General features: G+C 70.8%; 12 protein-coding genes and 1 pseudogene. 7 read left to right on the forward strand and 6 right to left on the reverse strand.

The annotated features are described in order from the left end of the window. Positions 1 to 106 precede the first annotated feature (106 nt). Both ABZT14_RS04350 and ABZT14_RS04355 read left to right on the forward strand, forming a co-directional pair. Complete coding sequence (locus ABZT14_RS04350; RefSeq protein ID WP_356296676.1) at positions 107 to 970, forward strand: helix-hairpin-helix domain-containing protein; 864 nt, start codon at positions 107 to 109, stop codon at positions 968 to 970. Between the two features lie 104 nt (positions 971 to 1,074). Further along, positions 1,075 to 3,567 (forward strand): annotated as a pseudogene (locus ABZT14_RS04355) (ComEC/Rec2 family competence protein); the annotation flags it as partial. A gap of 55 nt (positions 3,568 to 3,622) precedes the next feature. Here ABZT14_RS04355 and ABZT14_RS04360 read toward each other — a convergent pair. Then, positions 3,623 to 3,868: a hypothetical protein gene (locus ABZT14_RS04360; RefSeq protein WP_356297078.1), complete on the reverse strand. Its 246-nt coding sequence runs from the start codon at positions 3,866 to 3,868 to the stop codon at positions 3,623 to 3,625. Positions 3,869 to 3,923: 55 nt separating this feature from the next. Here ABZT14_RS04360 and holA point away from each other — a divergent pair, with 55 nt between their 5' ends. Beyond that, the gene (gene holA / locus ABZT14_RS04365) at positions 3,924 to 4,907 is read left to right on the forward strand and encodes a DNA polymerase III subunit delta (protein ID WP_356296678.1); all 984 of its coding nucleotides are present in this window, start codon (positions 3,924 to 3,926) and stop codon (positions 4,905 to 4,907) included. A 721-nt stretch (positions 4,908 to 5,628) separates the two neighbouring features. Here holA and ABZT14_RS04370 read toward each other — a convergent pair. Both ABZT14_RS04370 and rpsT read right to left on the reverse strand, forming a co-directional pair. After that, positions 5,629 to 6,483, reverse strand: coding sequence for a hypothetical protein (locus tag ABZT14_RS04370; RefSeq protein ID WP_356296681.1), 855 nt, complete (start codon positions 6,481 to 6,483; stop codon positions 5,629 to 5,631). 355 nt (positions 6,484 to 6,838) lie between these two features. Continuing rightward, on the reverse strand, positions 6,839 to 7,105 hold the full coding sequence (gene rpsT / locus ABZT14_RS04375; RefSeq protein ID WP_356296684.1) for a 30S ribosomal protein S20: 267 nt from the start codon (positions 7,103 to 7,105) through the stop codon (positions 6,839 to 6,841). Between the two features lie 251 nt (positions 7,106 to 7,356). Here rpsT and lepA point away from each other — a divergent pair, with 251 nt between their 5' ends. Continuing rightward, the gene (lepA, locus tag ABZT14_RS04380) at positions 7,357 to 9,237 is read left to right on the forward strand and encodes a translation elongation factor 4 (protein ID WP_356296687.1); all 1,881 of its coding nucleotides are present in this window, start codon (positions 7,357 to 7,359) and stop codon (positions 9,235 to 9,237) included. A 433-nt stretch (positions 9,238 to 9,670) separates the two neighbouring features. Next, positions 9,671 to 11,560: a long-chain fatty acid--CoA ligase gene (locus ABZT14_RS04385; RefSeq protein ID WP_356296690.1), complete on the forward strand. Its 1,890-nt coding sequence runs from the start codon at positions 9,671 to 9,673 to the stop codon at positions 11,558 to 11,560. 128 nt (positions 11,561 to 11,688) lie between these two features. Here the strand turns inward: ABZT14_RS04385 and hemW are convergent, their stop codons facing one another. From hemW to ABZT14_RS04400, 3 genes are all read right to left on the reverse strand, one after another. Next, a complete protein-coding gene (hemW, locus tag ABZT14_RS04390) occupies positions 11,689 to 12,927 on the reverse strand; it encodes a radical SAM family heme chaperone HemW (RefSeq protein ID WP_356296693.1) in 1,239 nt (412 codons plus the stop codon). A 55-nt stretch (positions 12,928 to 12,982) separates the two neighbouring features. After that, positions 12,983 to 13,822 (reverse strand): DUF3097 domain-containing protein, encoded by an 840-nt coding sequence (locus ABZT14_RS04395; RefSeq protein ID WP_356296697.1) that lies wholly within the window; start codon positions 13,820 to 13,822, stop codon positions 12,983 to 12,985. Positions 13,823 to 13,914: 92 nt separating this feature from the next. Continuing rightward, the gene (locus ABZT14_RS04400; protein WP_356296699.1) at positions 13,915 to 14,625 is read right to left on the reverse strand and encodes an MBL fold metallo-hydrolase; all 711 of its coding nucleotides are present in this window, start codon (positions 14,623 to 14,625) and stop codon (positions 13,915 to 13,917) included. Between the two features lie 256 nt (positions 14,626 to 14,881). On the opposite strand from ABZT14_RS04400, the gene hrcA reads away from it, so the two are divergent. Both hrcA and dnaJ read left to right on the forward strand, forming a co-directional pair. Further along, positions 14,882 to 15,898: a heat-inducible transcriptional repressor HrcA gene (hrcA, locus tag ABZT14_RS04405; RefSeq protein ID WP_356296701.1), complete on the forward strand. Its 1,017-nt coding sequence runs from the start codon at positions 14,882 to 14,884 to the stop codon at positions 15,896 to 15,898. Further along, positions 15,899 to 17,023, forward strand: coding sequence for a molecular chaperone DnaJ (gene dnaJ / locus ABZT14_RS04410; RefSeq protein WP_356296704.1), 1,125 nt, complete (start codon positions 15,899 to 15,901; stop codon positions 17,021 to 17,023). The last annotated feature ends 16 nt before the right edge of the window (positions 17,024 to 17,039 follow it).

Here is a 17,039-nt window from a genome sequence, read left to right on the forward strand (position 1 = left end):
GCTGACCCGTGACCAGGCCATCGCCGCTGCCCGAACGGCACTGCGGCAACGCCGGGCACGGATCGAGGCGGAGGCCAACTCGCCCTCGAACACAGTGGAGTTGCCCGTGGCGGCAGCTACCGCCTCACCCACCACACCGCCCGCCGTCGGCTCACCCACCATCCGTCAGCAGGCCACTCCCGGCCCCGACCCCACGCCTCGCCTTCCGGGCTCCACCAGACCCCGAGTGGGCACCGAGGACACCGCGACGAGCCCCACCGCACCATCACGCAGCCCGGAGGGCTCCTCCGCACCACCCGGTACGGCCAGGAGGCTGGTCCACTGGGCTCGGCTGCGGTGCGGGGTGGAGCCCCGCACACTGATCGCGCTGGCACTGGTGCTGTTGCTCCTGCTGGCCTTCGCCGGTTACCGCTTCTGGTCAGGCGGACCCGAGCCCGTCTCCGCACCCTCGGCGGCACCCACACCAGCTCCCACCAGTGGCGCGGACCCGCTGGTCACCTCGGGAGCCTCGCCCCACTCCTCGGCGCCGCAGGGCGGAGCCCGACGCGTGGTCGTGGACGTCTCGGGAAAGGTGCGACGGCCCGGTATCCACCGGCTGCCTGCCGGGTCCCGGGTGGAGGACGCCCTCAAGGCCGCGGGCGGCGTGCGCTCGGGCACCGACACCAAGGGGCTGAACAGGGCCCGGTTGCTCGTCGACGGCGAACAGATCGTGGTCGGCTCCGCGCAACAACCCACCGGAGCTGGCCCTGAGCCGGGGGCGGGCCCCGCCCAGTCCGGCGCACCGGTCAGCCTCAGTAGTGCCACCACCGAGCAGCTGGAAACCCTGCCCGGAGTGGGGCCGGTGCTTGCCCAGAAGATCGTGGACTTCCGCAACGAGCACGGCGGCTTCACTTCGGTCGACCAACTGCGGGAGGTCAGCGGCATCGGTGACCGCCGCTTCGACGAACTCCAGCCCCGGGTCACGCCATGAGGACGACCTCGACTTCTCACGACCACGGCCACGACCACCCGGAACGTGGGCCCGGCAGGGTTGCTGAGCCCGAAAGCCCGGAACGCCACCCCACACGGAGGCTGTTGGACCTGAGGCTCGTGGTGCCCGCGCTTGCCGCCTGGTTCGCGGCCGGGGTGGGGCTGGCCGCTCCCCGGGGGATGGTCACGGCGGCCGTCGTGGTGTCGACCGCGCTCGCGTTGCTGCTGTTCTGTTCCTCGTCCTCCGGGCTGGGCGCCCGCGCACGTCCCCCCGAGGAACCCGGGAGTGGGGGAGGAGGTCGCGGACTTCCGCCCCGGGCAAGACTGGCACTGGCGATGACACTGCTGTGCGCCGCCGCCTCGGGGACCTCCGCCCTTTTCCACGCGGCGGACCTCCATCGTGGTCCGCTGCCCGAGCTGGCCGAACAACGTCAGCGAACCGTCGTCGAGGTCACCGTCACCAAGGACCCCCGACTGGCCCGAACTTCGGACAGTGGCAGAGCGCCCACCGTGGTGATCCCGGCTGAGGCCCGACAGGTCACCCAGCTCGACGGCTCCCGGACCCGGGTGCGAAACCCCGTACTGCTGCTGGTCCGACTCCCCGGTCCACAGGAGAAGCGATACGACTCCACTGCCCAACTCCGGCGTGCGTGGCTGGGGCTGCTGCCCTCCACCGCGGTGCGGGTGACCGGCAGGGCGGTGCCTCCCACCCCTTCAGAAGGCCAGGTCACCTTCGGCGGTCGGGACCTGGCCGCCCTCGTCACCGTGGACGCTACGGACCCACCGGAGAAGGTGGGGGAGCCCAGCACGATGCAGAGGTTCGCCGGAGGGCTGCGGGCCGGACTGCGAAAGGCCAGTGACGCACTGCCCGGCGACGCACGGGCCCTGTTGCCCGGGCTGGTGGTGGGCGACACCTCACGTATCCCGGCCGATCTGGACCAGGCGTTCCGTACCACCGACATGACGCACTTGTTGGCGGTCAGCGGCTCCAACCTCGGGGTCGTCCTCATCCTGTTAACGGGACCACCAGGTATGGCCGTCCGTGCCGAACGGCGAGGAGTGGCCGCACGGTTGGGGCTGTCGCTGCGGACCACGGCCTTGCTGGGCGCTCTGCTGACGCTGGCCTTCGTGGTGATCTGTCGCCCGGACCCCAGTGTGCTGAGGGCAGCCGCGTGCGGGTTGATCACCATCCTGGCCATCGGTACCGGAAGACGGCGGTCACTGATGCCGGCCCTGGCCGCCGCCGTGCTGCTGCTCCTCCTCTGGAACCCCTGGTTGGCGACGGACTTCGGCTTTCTGCTGTCCGTGTTGGCGACCGGTTCGCTGCTGACCATCGCGCCGGGCTGGAGCGCCGCGCTACAGCGGAGGGGAGTCCCCGCACGGTTCGCGGAGGCGCTGGCCGCCGCCGGTGCCGCACAGGCGGTGTGCGCCCCGGTGATCGCCGTGTTGGCCGCCCACATCTCCCTGGTGGCGGTGCCCTGCAACCTGCTGGCGGAGTTCCTGGTCGCACCGGCAACCGTTCTGGGCTTCGCCGCTCTCGCGACACATCCACTCTCCGCCCCTCTGGGGGCGGGCGTCGCCTGGCTGGCGGGCTGGCCCACCCTGGGGCTGGCCCGGGTGGCTCGTACGGGAGCCGACCTGCCGGGTGCGGTGGTCAGCTGGCCGGGTGGCTGGAGTGGTGGGTTGGCGCTGGCGGTGCTGGTGCCCGGGATGTTGTTGCTGTTCCGGCCACTGTTGCGGCTCCGCTGGTTCTGCGCGTTGCTCGTGGTCGGGCTGCTGGTCGCCGTACTGAGACCGGCCCCGTTGACGTCCACCCTCACGGGCTGGCCCCCGAGGGGGTGGCGGGTGGCGATGTGTGACGTCGGCCAGGGGGACGCCCTCGCGGTGAACGCCGGGAAGGGCAGGGCACTGGTGGTGGACGCCGGGCCGGAACCCGGACTCGTGGACCGGTGCCTCCGCACGCTGGGCGTGCACACGGTGCCCCTGCTGGTGCTCACCCACTTTCACGCCGACCACGTGGGAGGGCTCGACGGGGTGCTCCGTGACCGTTCGGTGGGGGCGATCCAGACCACCGAGCTGGCCGAACCACCCAGCCAGGCTCGGATGGTCCGGGAGTCGGCCCGACGAGCCGGAGTACCGGTGCACACGGCCGTACGCGGTGAACGCAGGCAGCTGGGGCCCCTGTCCTGGGAGGTGTTGTGGCCACCCGCGAAAGAGGCAGCCACTGGCGGGGCGCCGGCGGGGGCTGGCCGTTCCGAGGAGGGGGAGGGCTCCGAGGCCAATGACGCCAGCGTGACTCTGCTGGTCCGAGCGGGCGGACTGAGCGCGCTGTTCACCGGTGACCTGGAGCCCAGGGCCCAGAGCAGCCTGTTGGAGGCCCACCCCTCTCTGGACCGCGTCGACGTCCTCAAGGTCGCCCACCATGGGTCGCCGCGCCAACACTGGCCGTTGCTGGCCCGGTTGAGCCCTCGGGTGGCCCTGGTGTCGGTGGGCGCGGACAACGGGTACGGGCACCCCGCCCCGCGCCTGGTGGAGGCCCTGCACGGGCTGGGCACCTTGGTGCTCCGTACGGACCGCGACGGTGCCCTGGCCGTCACGGACGACGGGTCGGCCTACCGCTCAGCCGGAAGACGCCGACGCGAGCGCCGACCCCTCAGTCGTACTCCAGCCACCCCTCGTGGGCCTCGGCCAGCTTCTGGAGCAACTCCGTCTGCTGGACGGCGTTCTCGTCCTCGATCACCACCAGCCACTGGGCGTCCTCGGCATCGTCCTCACCCGCCAGGGCCTCGCGCACCACCTGGGGCTCCATGGGGAGAGCGAGGCGGTCGACCAGTTCCTCGGCCAACTCCTCGGCCGCGTCCCGGTCGGGCAGTACCAGAATCCGTCGTACGTCAGACACGGACCCATTCTGCGACAGCCGGACCTGTCAGTGGGGCGTGGGATGCTGTGCGGTGATGGCCAGGAAGACAACCACCGACGACCCGCTCGCTCCGGTCACCCTCGCGGTGGGCCCCGAGGAGCTGTTGCAGGACCGCGCCGTGCAGCAGGTGGTCGCCGCCGCGCGTGCGGCCGACCCTGACACGGACGTGCGCCAGCTCGCACCCGGTGAGCTGCAACCGGGCACCCTCGCCGAGTTGACCACTCCCTCCCTGTTCGCTGAACGCAAGGTGGTGGTGGTGCGAGGTGCCCAGGACCTGGGCGCCGACACGGTCAAGGACGTGAAGGCGTATCTCGGTGCGCCGGCCGAGGAGATCACCCTCGTGTTGATCCACCTCGGCGGTAACAAGGGGAAGGGGCTGTTGGACGCCGCCCGCAAGGCGGGGGCGCGCGAGGTCGCGTGCGCGAAGCTGACCAAGCCGGCGGACCGGGTCGCCTTCGTGCGTCACGAGTTCCGTACGGCGGGGAGGTCCGCGACGCCGGAGGCCTGTCAGGCCCTGGTGGACGCGATCGGCAGTGACCTCCGCGAACTGGCTTCGGCCAGTGCCCAGCTGGCATCGGACATCGAGGGGGTGGTCGACGAGGCGGAGGTCGCGCGGTACTACACCGGGCGCGCGGAGACCTCCAGCTTCACGGTCGCCGACCGGGCGGTGGAGGGGCGTACGGCTGACGCCCTGGAGGCCCTGCGGTGGGCACTGTCCACCGGGGTGGCTCCGGTGCTGGTCACCAGCGCACTGGCCCAGGGAGTGAGGTCGGTGGCCAAGTTGGCCTCCGCGCCCCGGGGGATGCGACCGGGTGACCTGGCGCGCGAGTTGGGGATGCCACCGTGGAAGATCGACCGGGTGCGGCAGCAGATGCGTGGTTGGTCGGCGGCGGGAGTGTCACAGGCTCTGCGGGCGGTCGCCGAGGCGGACGCGGCGGTCAAGGGGGCCGGCGCCGATCCCGAGTTCGCCCTGGAGAAGGCGGTGGTCACCATCGCCAGCGCGGCCCGTTCGCGATGACGAGATGAGAGACCGGTAGGAGCCGGGGCCCACGCCGGTGCTTGGGTACGGCCCGGGCTGGCCCGCACAGGGGTGTACGGCCGCCTCTTGAGCGGTCACCGTGGACGCTCCAACGGCTCTGGCCGGACGCCCACCTCGTTCTGGCTGGGCCGTGACCACGGAGGGCACGAGCCTCGGGCCGCCCCGCTTCTCTGGTGCGCGGGTACCAGGGGCACTCGGGACCACCCCTCTCCGTATGACGCCGGGCAGGGGAGAGAGGCTCAACCCGCTGGTGCTGGGCGAGAGTTGGAGGTCCGGGGAGAGGGGCCGACGTTCCCGACCCGTGGTGGGTCCTGTGCGATGAGAAGGCACCGTGGGTGCACGGGAGGCGATCGGGGGATGCCTCGGTGTCGGGCAGCGACGGCACACACGGTTGCCGTCGCGTCGTACCCGCGGGGGGTTCTCAACGGTGGGGGAAGCCGCCCGACGTGGCCTGGGGCCTGCGTTGCCCTGGGCCGGCACGCGGTCTGACGTGGGTGTGGCTGGCCGATGACGCGAGGGATTCGGCCCAGAGCCGGGGCCGCTCAGGCCGGCGCGAGCCAGCCCGCTTTCCCGGCTGAACGCCATCCGCCGGAGGACGGCGTCTCCACACCGGGCGGCACCGTCACGGAACTGCCGAGGGCGGACGTGAACGGGGCCTCCACCACGCCCCGTTGGCCCGGCCGTCGGGGTGGCCGGGGACTCAGACGTCGCCGCGACCGGGGTCACGTCGGTTGTTGCCGTCGTTGGGCTTCTTGAGGTTCTTCAACGACTCCCGGGCATCCGACTTGAGCATCTCCACCAGCGTGTCCTTGGCGGGGTGCCCCGCCTCCTCGCTGCTCCTGCTGGAGTACGAGCTCCAGTCGAGCACCTGGACCACCCAGCCCTCGCGCACGGCGACCGTGGCCCAGCGCAGTCCGTTCTTGTCGTCCTCCTGGGTCACCACGAAGGCCTCGTCACCGAGCCCGGTGGTCCGCGTCACCGTGTAGTTGATGTCCCCGTATCCCCGGTCGGAGTAGGAGTTCCACTCGTCGGCGAACTCCTCGGTCGGGTCGGACTTCTTGTGCCAGGACATGGTCACGGTCAACTGGGTCGTGGAGTAGCCGCTGGACTGTTGGGAGTTGGGGGTGAGGCGCTTGACGCAGGCGCTCTGGTCGAGGTTGTCCCCCTCGAAGGCGTAGCCCTGGTAGGAGTTGTCGCTCGGGGACTCGACCTTGTAGTGGTCGTCGGTGGAGGTGAGTTCGGCCGCTTCGCAGGGGTCGGAGTAGTAGTGGTTCCCGGCGAGGTCGGCGGAGTCGTCGTCACCCGGGAGCACGCCGGTGGCGAACAGCCCGCCCGCCCACACGACCGAGGCGCCGACCGCTCCCAGCACGGCCCACAGCCAACCCTTGCCGCCTCCCTGCCCCCCGGTGCCGGGCGAGCTTGCCGAAGGACCGCTGCCGTAGGGGGAGTTGGGGTAACCAGGCGACTGTGAATACGGGTTGGGGGACCCGGTGGCGGGCTGCTGGTACGGATTGTGCTGGGAGTAGGGGTTGGGCTGGCTACCTGGGGTCGACATGTCATGACGCTACCGCGCTCATGACAACTGCGGAGCGGTGGTGTCGGTGAATTCCCCGCCCGCTTCGAGGGGCTGGCCACCAGGGACAGCACAGTGCCCCGGAAGCTGCCTTCCGGGGCACTCACACAGTGCTGTGGCGAACAACACGATCTGTTACGGCTCCCCGTGGGGACGGGATCTGCGCCGTTTTTCGCTGGTCGCCTCGCGGTCGAGGTAGAGGGCTCGAACGTCCTCTCGTGGGCCCCGGCCCGGTGTGGGCCGTGGGGACGGAGAGGGTGCGTCGGCGACCTGTGGTGCGGGGGTGGAGCGAGGCGTCCAAGAGGTCCGCTCGCCCCGGGGCGCACCGCCCGGTGGGTCAGCCCTGGAGGGAGTGGACCTTGCGGGCGATGGCGGACTTCTTGTTGGCCGCGTTGTTCTTGTGCAGCACGCCCTTGCTGGCGGCCTTGTCCAGCTTGCGGGAGGCCTCGCGCGCCGCGACGGTGGCCTTCTCGGCGTCGCCGGCGGCCACGGCCTCACGGACACGGCGGATAGCGGTCTTGAGCTCCGACTTGACCGCCTTGTTGCGCTGGCGGGCCTTCTCGTTCGTCTTGATCCGCTTGATCTGGGACTTGATGTTCGCCACGAAAAAGAGCCTTTGCGGGGTCGATGATGTGCGTTGGCTGGCCCCGGTCGATCCCGTACGGACTGCGCGTGATGGCTGGTCCCCTGGGAATGTGTCCGGCGGCCGGTCGCCTCGGCGTGCGAGCACGCGAGACACGGTGGGCCAGACTAGCAGCAGGGTCCGTGCCCCTCCCAATCGGTGGGGAGGCTCCCGGTCATGGGACGATAGGCGGCGACCCCTATGTACGAGTGCCTTCAGTGACAGGACCCCGCGTGCCCGCGATCCCTTCGAACGCGCCGGAGCCGAGCCAGACCGATCCGGCCGTGATCCGTAACTTCTGCATCATCGCTCACATCGACCACGGCAAGTCGACCCTGGCGGACCGGATGCTCCAGCTCACCGGTGTGGTGGAGCAGCGGCAGATGCGCGCCCAGTACCTCGACCGCATGGACATCGAGCGTGAGCGCGGCATCACCATCAAGTCCCAGGCGGTGCGGATGCCGTGGGCGTCCTCACCGAAGGAGGGTGAGAGCCAGGGCACGGCGCACATCCTCAACATGATCGACACCCCCGGGCACGTGGACTTCACCTACGAGGTCTCCCGTTCGCTGGCCGCCTGTGAGGGCTGCGTCCTGCTGGTGGACGCCGCCCAGGGCATCGAGGCGCAGACCCTCGCCAACCTGTACCTGGCGATGGAGCACGAGCTGGTCATCATCCCGGTGCTCAACAAGATCGACCTGCCGGCGGCCCAACCCGAGAAGTTCGCGGCGGAGTTGGCGCACCTCATCGGCTGTGAACCCTCGGACGTCCTGCGGGTCTCGGCCAAGACCGGTGAGGGGGTCGAGGAGTTGCTGGACGAGGTGGTGCGCCAGGTGCCCCCGCCGGTGGGGGTGAAGGACGCCCCCGCCCGCGCGATGATCTTCGACTCGGTCTACGACGCCTACCGTGGCGTGGTCACCTACGTGAAGGTGGTCGACGGTCAGCTCTCCAAGCGAGAGCGGATCCGCATGATGTCCACCGGCGCCACCCACGAGTTGCTGGAGATCGGCACCAACTCCCCGGAGATGACCCCCTCCCAGGGACTGGCGGTGGGCGAGGTCGGCTACCTGATCACCGGCGTGAAGGACGTGCGGCAGTCCAAGGTGGGTGACACGGTCACCCAGCAGCACAAGGGTGCCGAGGAGCCGCTGGGCGGCTACAAGGACCCCAAGCCGATGGTGTTCTCCGGCCTGTACCCCCTCGACGGCTCCGACTACCCGGAGCTGCGGGACGCCCTGGACAAGCTGCGGCTGAACGACGCGGCGCTGGTCTACGAGCCGGAGACCTCGGCCGCCCTGGGCTTCGGCTTCCGGGTGGGCTTCCTGGGGCTGTTGCACCTGGAGGTCATCCGGGAGCGGCTGGAGCGCGAGTTCGGCCTCGACCTGATCGCCACGGCGCCGAACGTGATCTACCGGGTGGAGATGGAGGACAAGACCGAGCACACGGTCACCAACCCGAGCGAGTTCCCCACCGGCAAGATCGACGTCGTCCACGAGCCGGTGGTGCGGGCCACGCTGATCGCCCCCAGCGAGTTCATCGGCGCGATCATGGAGCTGTGCCAGTCGCGCCGGGGCAACCTGCTGGGAATGGACTACCTCTCCGAGGAGCGGGTGGAACTCCGCTACACCCTGCCGCTCGCCGAGATCGTCTTCGACTTCTTCGACGCCCTGAAGTCCAAGACCCGTGGCTACGCCTCGCTGGACTACGAGACGACCGGCGAGCAGGTCGCCGACCTGGTCAAGGTCGACATCCTGCTGCACGGGGACAAGGTGGACGCCTTCTCCGCGATCGTGCACAAGGACAAGGCGTACAGCTACGGCGTACGGATGGCCACCAAACTCCGGGAGCTGATTCCCCGGCAGCAGTTCGAGGTGCCGATCCAGGCGGCCATCGGTTCCCGGGTCATCGCCCGGGAGACGGTTCGCGCGATCCGTAAGGACGTGTTGGCCAAGTGTTACGGCGGAGATATCTCCCGAAAGCGGAAGCTGCTGGAGAAGCAGAAGGAGGGGAAGAAGCGAATGAAGGTCGTGGGCCGGGTCGAGGTGCCGCAGGACGCCTTTATCGCCGCGCTTTCCACCGACTCCGACGGGGACTCCGGCAAGGCCAAGAAGTAGATTCCCCACGGTGGTCGGGGCGACGGGTCCGGTTGTCGGGTGGGGGCTCCCCACGTGCGACGGCACCCCGTCCCACCACCGCCCGTACCCCTTTCCGGTGCCTCTTCACGGTGGTTCCGGTCGGGGTCGGAGTGGGGCCTGCCGATAGGTGCCGACGGGGACGCGTCAAGGTTTATGACTTCGTGACGCGGTCGTGATTTCCGTGATTTCCGCGCTCTCGGAGTTCCCCCGAAGATCCGGTGGGCGCCGGTGTCGAGGGTGGTCCGGGCGGAACCTGAGGGGAACCCCGCGAGTGTGTGGATCGTTTTCCTGGAACCTTCCTCGGGAAGTGAGCGCTGGAGCACTTACGTACGGGCCACTCGGGCTCTACTCTGACCTCGTTCGATAGTTACTCGTCAGTCACCCTGCCGCTAGCGTGGGCCCGGAGGATGTCGTGAGCGACGCACAATCCCTGATCGAGAACCGTCCGCCCTCCGTGGCGACGCTCTTCCTGGAGCGGGTGGAGGCCACCCCGGAGAGGGAGGCGTACCGCTACCCCGTGCCGCCCGCATCCGGTGACGGGCCCGACGAGTGGCGCTCCTACAACTGGAGCGAGGCCGCGGAGAGGGTGTTCCGCATCGCGGCCGGGCTGATCGCCCTCGGGGTGCGGTCGGAGGAGCGGGTGGCCCTGGCCTCCAGCACCCGCGTCGACTGGATCCTGTGCGACCTGGGCGTGCTGTGCGCCGGGGCGGCGACCACCACGGTCTACCCCAGCACCAAGGAGGAGGAGACGGCGTACATCCTCGCCGACTCCGACAGCCGGGTGCTGATCGCCGAGGACGCCTCCCAGCTGGAGAAGGTACGGGCCCGGCGGGCCGAACTCCCCGACCTGGCCCACGTGGTGGTGATCGAGGAGGCCGACGCGACTCCGGCCGAGGGTGACCCGGACGGTTGGGTGCTCTCCCTCGACGAGCTGATCCGTCGAGGTGCCGAGCGGCTCAAGGAGAAGCCCGAGTGTGTGAAGGAGGCCGTCGCCGCGCTGCGCGCGGACCAGTTGGCCACCCTGATCTACACCTCCGGCACCACCGGTCGCCCCAAGGGCGTGCGTCTGCCGCACGACTGCTGGTCGTACATGGCCAAGGCGATCAAGCAGACCAGCCTGGTGACCGAGGACGACCTGCAGTACCTGTGGCTGCCGCTGGCCCACGTGTTCGGCAAGGTGCTGATCGCCGGGCAGATTGAGGTGGGGCACAGTACGGCGGTGGACGGCCGTATCGACAAGATCATCGAGAACCTCCCGGTGGTCCGCCCGACCTACATGGCCGCCGTGCCCCGGATCTTCGAGAAGGTCTACAACGGGGTGGCCGCCAAGGCGCGGGACGGCGGCGCCGCGAAGTACAAGATCTTCCTCTGGGCGGCCGGGGTGGCCCGGGAGTACGCCAAGGTCAGCCAGGACAACTTCCGCCGCACCGGCGTCCATTCGGTGCCGGTGGGGCTGCGCGCCAAGCACGCGGTGGCCGACAAGCTGGTGTACGCCAAGCTGCGTGAGGCCTTCGGCGGCCGGCTGCGGGCCTGCGTCTCCGGTTCGGCGGCACTGGCGCCCGACATCGGCTACTTCTTCTCCGGCGCCGGGGTGCACATCCTGGAGGGGTACGGGCTCACCGAGACCTCGGCCGCGAGCTTCGTGAACCCCGGCGAGAGCTACCGCACCGGCACGGTGGGCAAGCCGCTTCCGGGCACCGAGGTGCGGATCGCCGAGGACGGCGAGATCCTGCTGCGCGGCCCCGGCGTGATGCAGGGATACCACGGGCTGGACGAGCAGACCCGGGAGGTGCTGGAGGACGACGGCTGGTTCCACACCGGGGACATCGGCGAACTGTCGGACGACGGCTTCCTGCGGATCACCGACCGCAAGAAGGACCTGATCAAGACCTCCGGCGGCAAGTACATCGCCCCCGCCGAGGTGGAGGGCCAGTTCAAGGCGGTCTGCCCGTACGTCTCCAACATCGTGGTGCACGGCGCCGACCGGAACTTCTGCACCGCGCTGATCGCCCTGGACGAGCCCTCGATCATGAACTGGGCGGAGGAGAACGGCCTCGGTGACCAGCCGTACGCCAAGGTGGTCGCCTCCGACCAGGTCCGGGAGCTGATCGACGGCCATGTGAAGGAACTGAACGAGGGCCTGCAGAGGTGGCAGACCATCAAGAAGTTCCGCATCCTGCCGCGCGACCTGGACGTGGAGCACGGCGACCTCACCCCCAGCCTGAAGCTGAAGCGCCCGGTGGTGGAGCGGGAGTTCGGCTATCTGCTGGACGACATGTACGCCGGTTCCCGCGAGGCGTAGCGCGCTGACGGACCACGTGGGGGGCGTCGCACCGGCTGGGTGGGCGCCCCCCCACACGTGCGGGACGGGGCAACGACACCCGCTTGAGGAGAGCGGTGCTCTGAGGTGGCCCCACCCGACCTGGTCGCTCAGTCGACCAGGTCCCGTACCACGGCGTCGGCCAACAGCCTTCCGCGCAGAGTGAGTTGGGCCCGCCCACGGGTGTGGGCCCCGGCGTCCAGCAGGCCTCGCTCCACCGCCTCGGCGGCTGCCCGCGCCCCCTCGGGGGCCAGCAGGTCCAGGGGGCAGCCCTCGCGCAGCCGCAGTTCCAGCAGGATCCGTTCCACCCGCTGGTCCTCCGCCGTGAGGAGTTCCCGGCCGGCGCCGGGGGAGTGGCCCTGGGACAGGGCCCGGGCGTAGGCGGCCGGGTGCTTGACGTTCCACCAGCGGACCCCGCCCACGTGGCTGTGCGCCCCGGGGCCGGCGCCCCACCAGTCGGCCCCGGTCCAGTACAGCTCGTTGTGCCGGCAGCGGGAGCGGGGGTCGGCGGCCCAGTTGGACACCTCGTACCACTCCAGGCCGGCCCGGCTCAGCGTCTCCTCGGCCTGGAGGTAGCGGTCGGCGTGGACGTCGTCGTCGGTGGGGGGCACCTCCCCGCGACGGATCCGCCGGGCCAGCTGAGTGCCCTCCTCGACGATCAGGGCGTAGGCGGAGACGTGGTCGACGCCGGTCTCCAGCACGGTGTCCAGGCTGGCCTGCCAGTCCTGTTCGGTCTCCCCGGGGGCGCCGTAGATCAGGTCGAGGTTGACGTGGGCGAAGCCCGCCTCCCGTGCCTCGGCCACACAGCGTTCCGGCCGCCCGGGGGTGTGGGTCCGGTCGAGTACGGCCAGTACGTGGCGGCGGGCGGACTGCATCCCGAAGGAGATCCGGTTGAAGCCGGCCTCCCGAAGGCCGGTCAGATAGCGGGGGCCCACCGTCTCGGGGTTGGCCTCGGTGGTGATCTCCACGTCCTCGGCGAAGCCGAACTCACAGCGGATCGCCTCCAGCATCCGGCCCAGGTCCTCGGGGGGCAGCAGGGTGGGGGTACCGCCCCCGACGAACACGGTCTCCACCCGCCTCGGGTCGTCGCCCAGCACCTTGCGGGCCAGCCGGACCTCCTCCACCAGGGTCGCGGCGTAGGTGTCCCGGGAGGCGACCACCGTGCCGTCCCGGTCGCGGAGTTCCTCGGCGGTGTAGGTGTTGAAGTCGCAGTAGCCGCAGCGGGTCACGCAGTACGGGACGTGCAGGTAGAAGGCCAGGGGCCGTCGCGCGGCGTCCACGAGCGCGGAGGCTGGCAGCGAACCGTCGGCGGGCACGGGCTCGCCGTCGGGCAGGGCGGAGGGGGACATGGGCACCATTGTCCGCCATCCCCACCGGGGCCCGTAGCCCGGCCGGACCCCTGGCTCAGGGGCCGTTCGGGCCGCCGACCGTCACATGGTCGATCAGCTGCTCCACCCGCCCCAGCAGCTCCGGTTCCAGGTCACGGAAACTGCGCACCGACCCCAGGATCCGCTTCCAGGCGGCGCCGGTGTTCTCCGGCCAGCCCAGGGCACGGCAGACCCCGGTCTTCCAGTCCTGGCCGCGCGGGACGGTGGGCCAGGAGGCGATGCCCAGCGAGGAGGGTTTCACCGCCTGCCAGATGTCGATGTAGGGGTGGCCGACCACCAGCACGTGGGCGTCGGTGACCTCGGCCGCGATCCGTGACTCCTTGGAGCCGGGCACCAGGTGGTCCACCAGCACGCCCAGCCGGGCCTCGGCGGAGGGGCCGAACTCGGCGACCACGGTGGGCAGGTGGTCCACTCCCTCCAGGTACTCCACGACCACGCCCTCCACCCGCAGGTCGTCGCCCCACACCTTCTCCACCAGCTCGGCGTCGTGCCGCCCCTCCACATAGATCCGTCCGGCCCGGGCCACCCGGGCCGGCGCGTCCGGCACCGCCAGGGAGCCGCTGGCGGTACGGCGGGGGCCGGTCTCCCTCGGCGCCGAAGAGGGGCGGACCAGGGTGACCTCGCGTCCCTCCAGCAGGAATCCGCGCGGTTCCAGGGGGAAGACGCGGTGGGCGCCGAAGCGGTCCTCCAGGGTGACGGTCAACCCCTCGGCGGTCTTCTCGCAGCGGACGACCGCGCCGCAGAAGCCGGTGGTCACCTCCTCCACCACCAGGTCGGGTTCGGCGGGCACCTCGGGCACCGGCCGCCGCTTCTTCCACGGCGGGGTCAGGTCGGGACCGTACTGTCGGCTGCGCATGGGAGGCATTCTCCCCCGAGCCCCACCCACGAGCGCGGCCAACCTCCGGTGGCGGGGCCGGTGTTGGGGGGCGCGGTGCCGGGCCCGGGGGCTCAGTCGCCGAAACGGCCGGCGAGCGTACGCCGCTGCGCGGCCACGAAGGGGGCGTCCACCACCGCGCCGTGGCCCGGTACGTAGCGGGCGTCGGGGCCGCCCAGGGCCAGCAGCCGGTCCAGGGTCCCGGGCCAGCTGGTGCCGTGGGCGTCCGGCCCGGCCTGGGGCTCCCCGGACTCCTCCACCAGGTCGCCGCAGAACACCACCGGGGGGTGCCCGCCCTCGCCCGGCACCAGGACGACGAGGTCGTGGGCGGTGTGCGCCGGCCCCAGGTACGCCAGTACCACCCGGCGGTCACCCAGGGACACGGCCAGTTCCCCCTCGACCGGGAGCGCCGGTGGGGGAGGCGCCGCGCAGGCCTCGGCCGCCAGTCGCGCGTCCAGGCCGTGGCACACCGCGTCCTCCCGCAACCCCTCGGGGTCACCGTGGACGCGGTCCTCCAGACCGGCCGCCCCGTACAGCCGCGCCTCGGGGAAGGCGCCGGCCCCCAGCACGTGGTCGAAGTGCGGGTGGGTGAGCACCAGGTGGGTCACCGGGCACCCGAAGCGCGCCTCCACCTCACGTCGTACGGCCGCGCCCTCGTCCAGGCTGGCACCGGCGTCCACCACCAGCACCCCCTCAGGGCCGGCGACAGCGCCCACGGTGGCGTCCCAGCCGGGCAGCCTCCTGCGGGCCACCCCGGGCGCCAGCTCCTCCCACGCGCTGACCATGTCGGTGACGTTAGCGTCCTGGTCCGGTCACCGCCTAGGGGGTTTCCCCTGGATCGTGTCCGGTCAGCGGGTCGGTCACCGGTGCCGACGGCGCTCCGAGCACCCGCCACGGCGGGTGCTCGGAGAGTCCCGGGGGAGTGGGGGGCGGCACACCCTTGCCTCGGTCACGTACCTCCGCCGTACACTGGGCACGGCGATTTGGCACTCCCCAGCCCAGAGTGCCAACAGTCACCGGAACGTCGGACGGAGGTGCACCTTGCTGAGCGAACGCAGACTCGAGGTGCTGCGCGCCATCGTCCAGGACTACGTGGGCACGGAGGAGCCGGTCGGCTCCAAGGCACTCACCGAGCGGCACAACCTCCAGGTCTCCCCGGCGACCGTGCGCAACGACATGGCGGCCCTGGAGGAGGACGGGTACATCGCCCAGCCCCACACCAGCGCCGGGCGCATCCCGACCGACAAGGGGTACCGCCTCTTCGTCGACAAGCTGGCCGGAGTCAAGCCGCTGTCCTCCGCCGAGCGCCGGGCCATCCAGAACTTCCTGGTGGGCGCGGTCGACCTGGACGACGTGGTGGGCCGTACGGTTCGGCTGCTGGCGCAGCTGACCCGGCAGGTGGCGGTGGTGCAGTACCCGTCGCTGACCCGTTCCACGGTGCGCCACGTGGAGCTGCTGTCGCTGGCCCCGGCCCGGCTGATGCTGGTGCTGATCACCGACACCGGGCGGGTGGAGCAGCGGCTCGTGGACTGCCCGACCCCGCTCGCCGAGGCCACCGTCGCGGACCTGCGGGCCCGGCTCAACAGCTGCGCGGCCGGCCAGCGGTTCACCGACGTTCCCCAGTTGGTGCGCGACCTCCCCGAGGGGTTCGACGCCGAGGACCGGAGCGCGGTCTCGGCCGTGCTGGCGACCCTGCTGGACACCCTGGTCGAGGAGACCGAGGAACGGTTGATGATCGGCGGCACCGCCAACCTCACCCGTTTCGGACAGGACTTCCCGTTGACCATCCGCCCGGTGCTGGAGGCACTGGAGGAGCAGGTGGTCCTGCTGAAGCTGCTGGGGGAGGCCACCGACTCCGGTATGACGGTGCGCATCGGGCATGAGAACGATCACGAGGGGCTCAGTTCCACATCGGTCGTTTCCGTCGGCTACGGTTCGGGCGACGAGGCGGTCGCCAAACTCGGAGTGGTGGGACCGACCAGGATGGACTACCCCGGAACGATGGGAGCGGTACGCGCAGTGGCACGTTACGTCGGACAGATCCTCGCGGAGTCATAAGTGGCGACGGACTACTACGCGGTGCTCGGAGTCGGCCGGGACGCCTCACAGGACGAGATCAAGAAGGCGTTCCGCCGTCTCGCCCGTGAGCTGCACCCGGACGTGAACCCGGACCCCAAGACCCAGGACCGGTTCAAGGAGATCAACACCGCCTACGAGGTGCTCTCCGACCCGCAGAAGAAGCAGGTCTACGACCTGGGCGGGGACCCGGCCGCCGGTGCCGGCGGTGCCGGTTTCGGCGGAGGCTTCGGCAACTTCTCCGACATCATGGACGCCTTCTTCGGAACGGCCTCCCAGCGCGGCCCCCGGTCCCGTACCCGTCGGGGCCAGGACGCCATGATCCGGTTGGACATCGAGCTGGAGGAGGCGGCGTTCGGCACCACCAAGGACATCCAGGTCGACACCGCCATCGTGTGCACCACCTGTTCCGGTGAGGGCGCCGCCCCGGGCACCTCGGCCCAGACCTGCGACATGTGCCGCGGCCGGGGCGAGGTCTCCCAGGTGACCCGCTCCTTCCTGGGCCAGGTCATGACCTCCCGGCCCTGCCCCCAGTGCCAGGGCTTCGGCACCGTGGTGCCCACCCCCTGCCAGGAGTGCGCGGGCGACGGCCGTATCCGGTCCCGTCGGGGGCTGACGGTGAAGATCCCCGCCGGTGTGGACAACGGCACCCGCATCCAGCTCGCCGGCGAGGGCGAGGTGGGCCCCGGAGGCGGCCCGGCCGGTGACCTGTACGTGGAGATCCACGAGGCGCCGCACTCGACCTTCCAGCGGCGTGGGGACGACCTGCACTGCACGGTCACCATCCCGATGACGGCGGCGGCCCTGGGCACCCAGGTGTCCCTGGAGACCCTGGACGGCCGGGAGGACATCGACATCCGTCCGGGCACCCAGTCCGGCCAGTCCATCCCGCTGCACGAGCGCGGTGTGACCCACCTGCGCGGCGGCGGCCGGGGGCAGCTGATCGTGCACGTGGAGGTCACCACCCCCGGCAAGCTGGACGCCGAGCAGGAGGAACTGCTGCGCCGGCTGGCCAAGTTGCGCGGCGAGGAGCGGCCGGTGGGCCAGTTCCAGCCCGGTCAGCAGGGGCTGTTCTCCCGCCTGAAGGACGCCTTCAACGGACGGTGACGGTGAGGGGTCCACA

Source organism: Streptomyces sp. NPDC005438 (assembly GCF_040606315.1).
Lineage (GTDB): Bacteria > Actinomycetota > Actinomycetes > Streptomycetales > Streptomycetaceae > Streptomyces.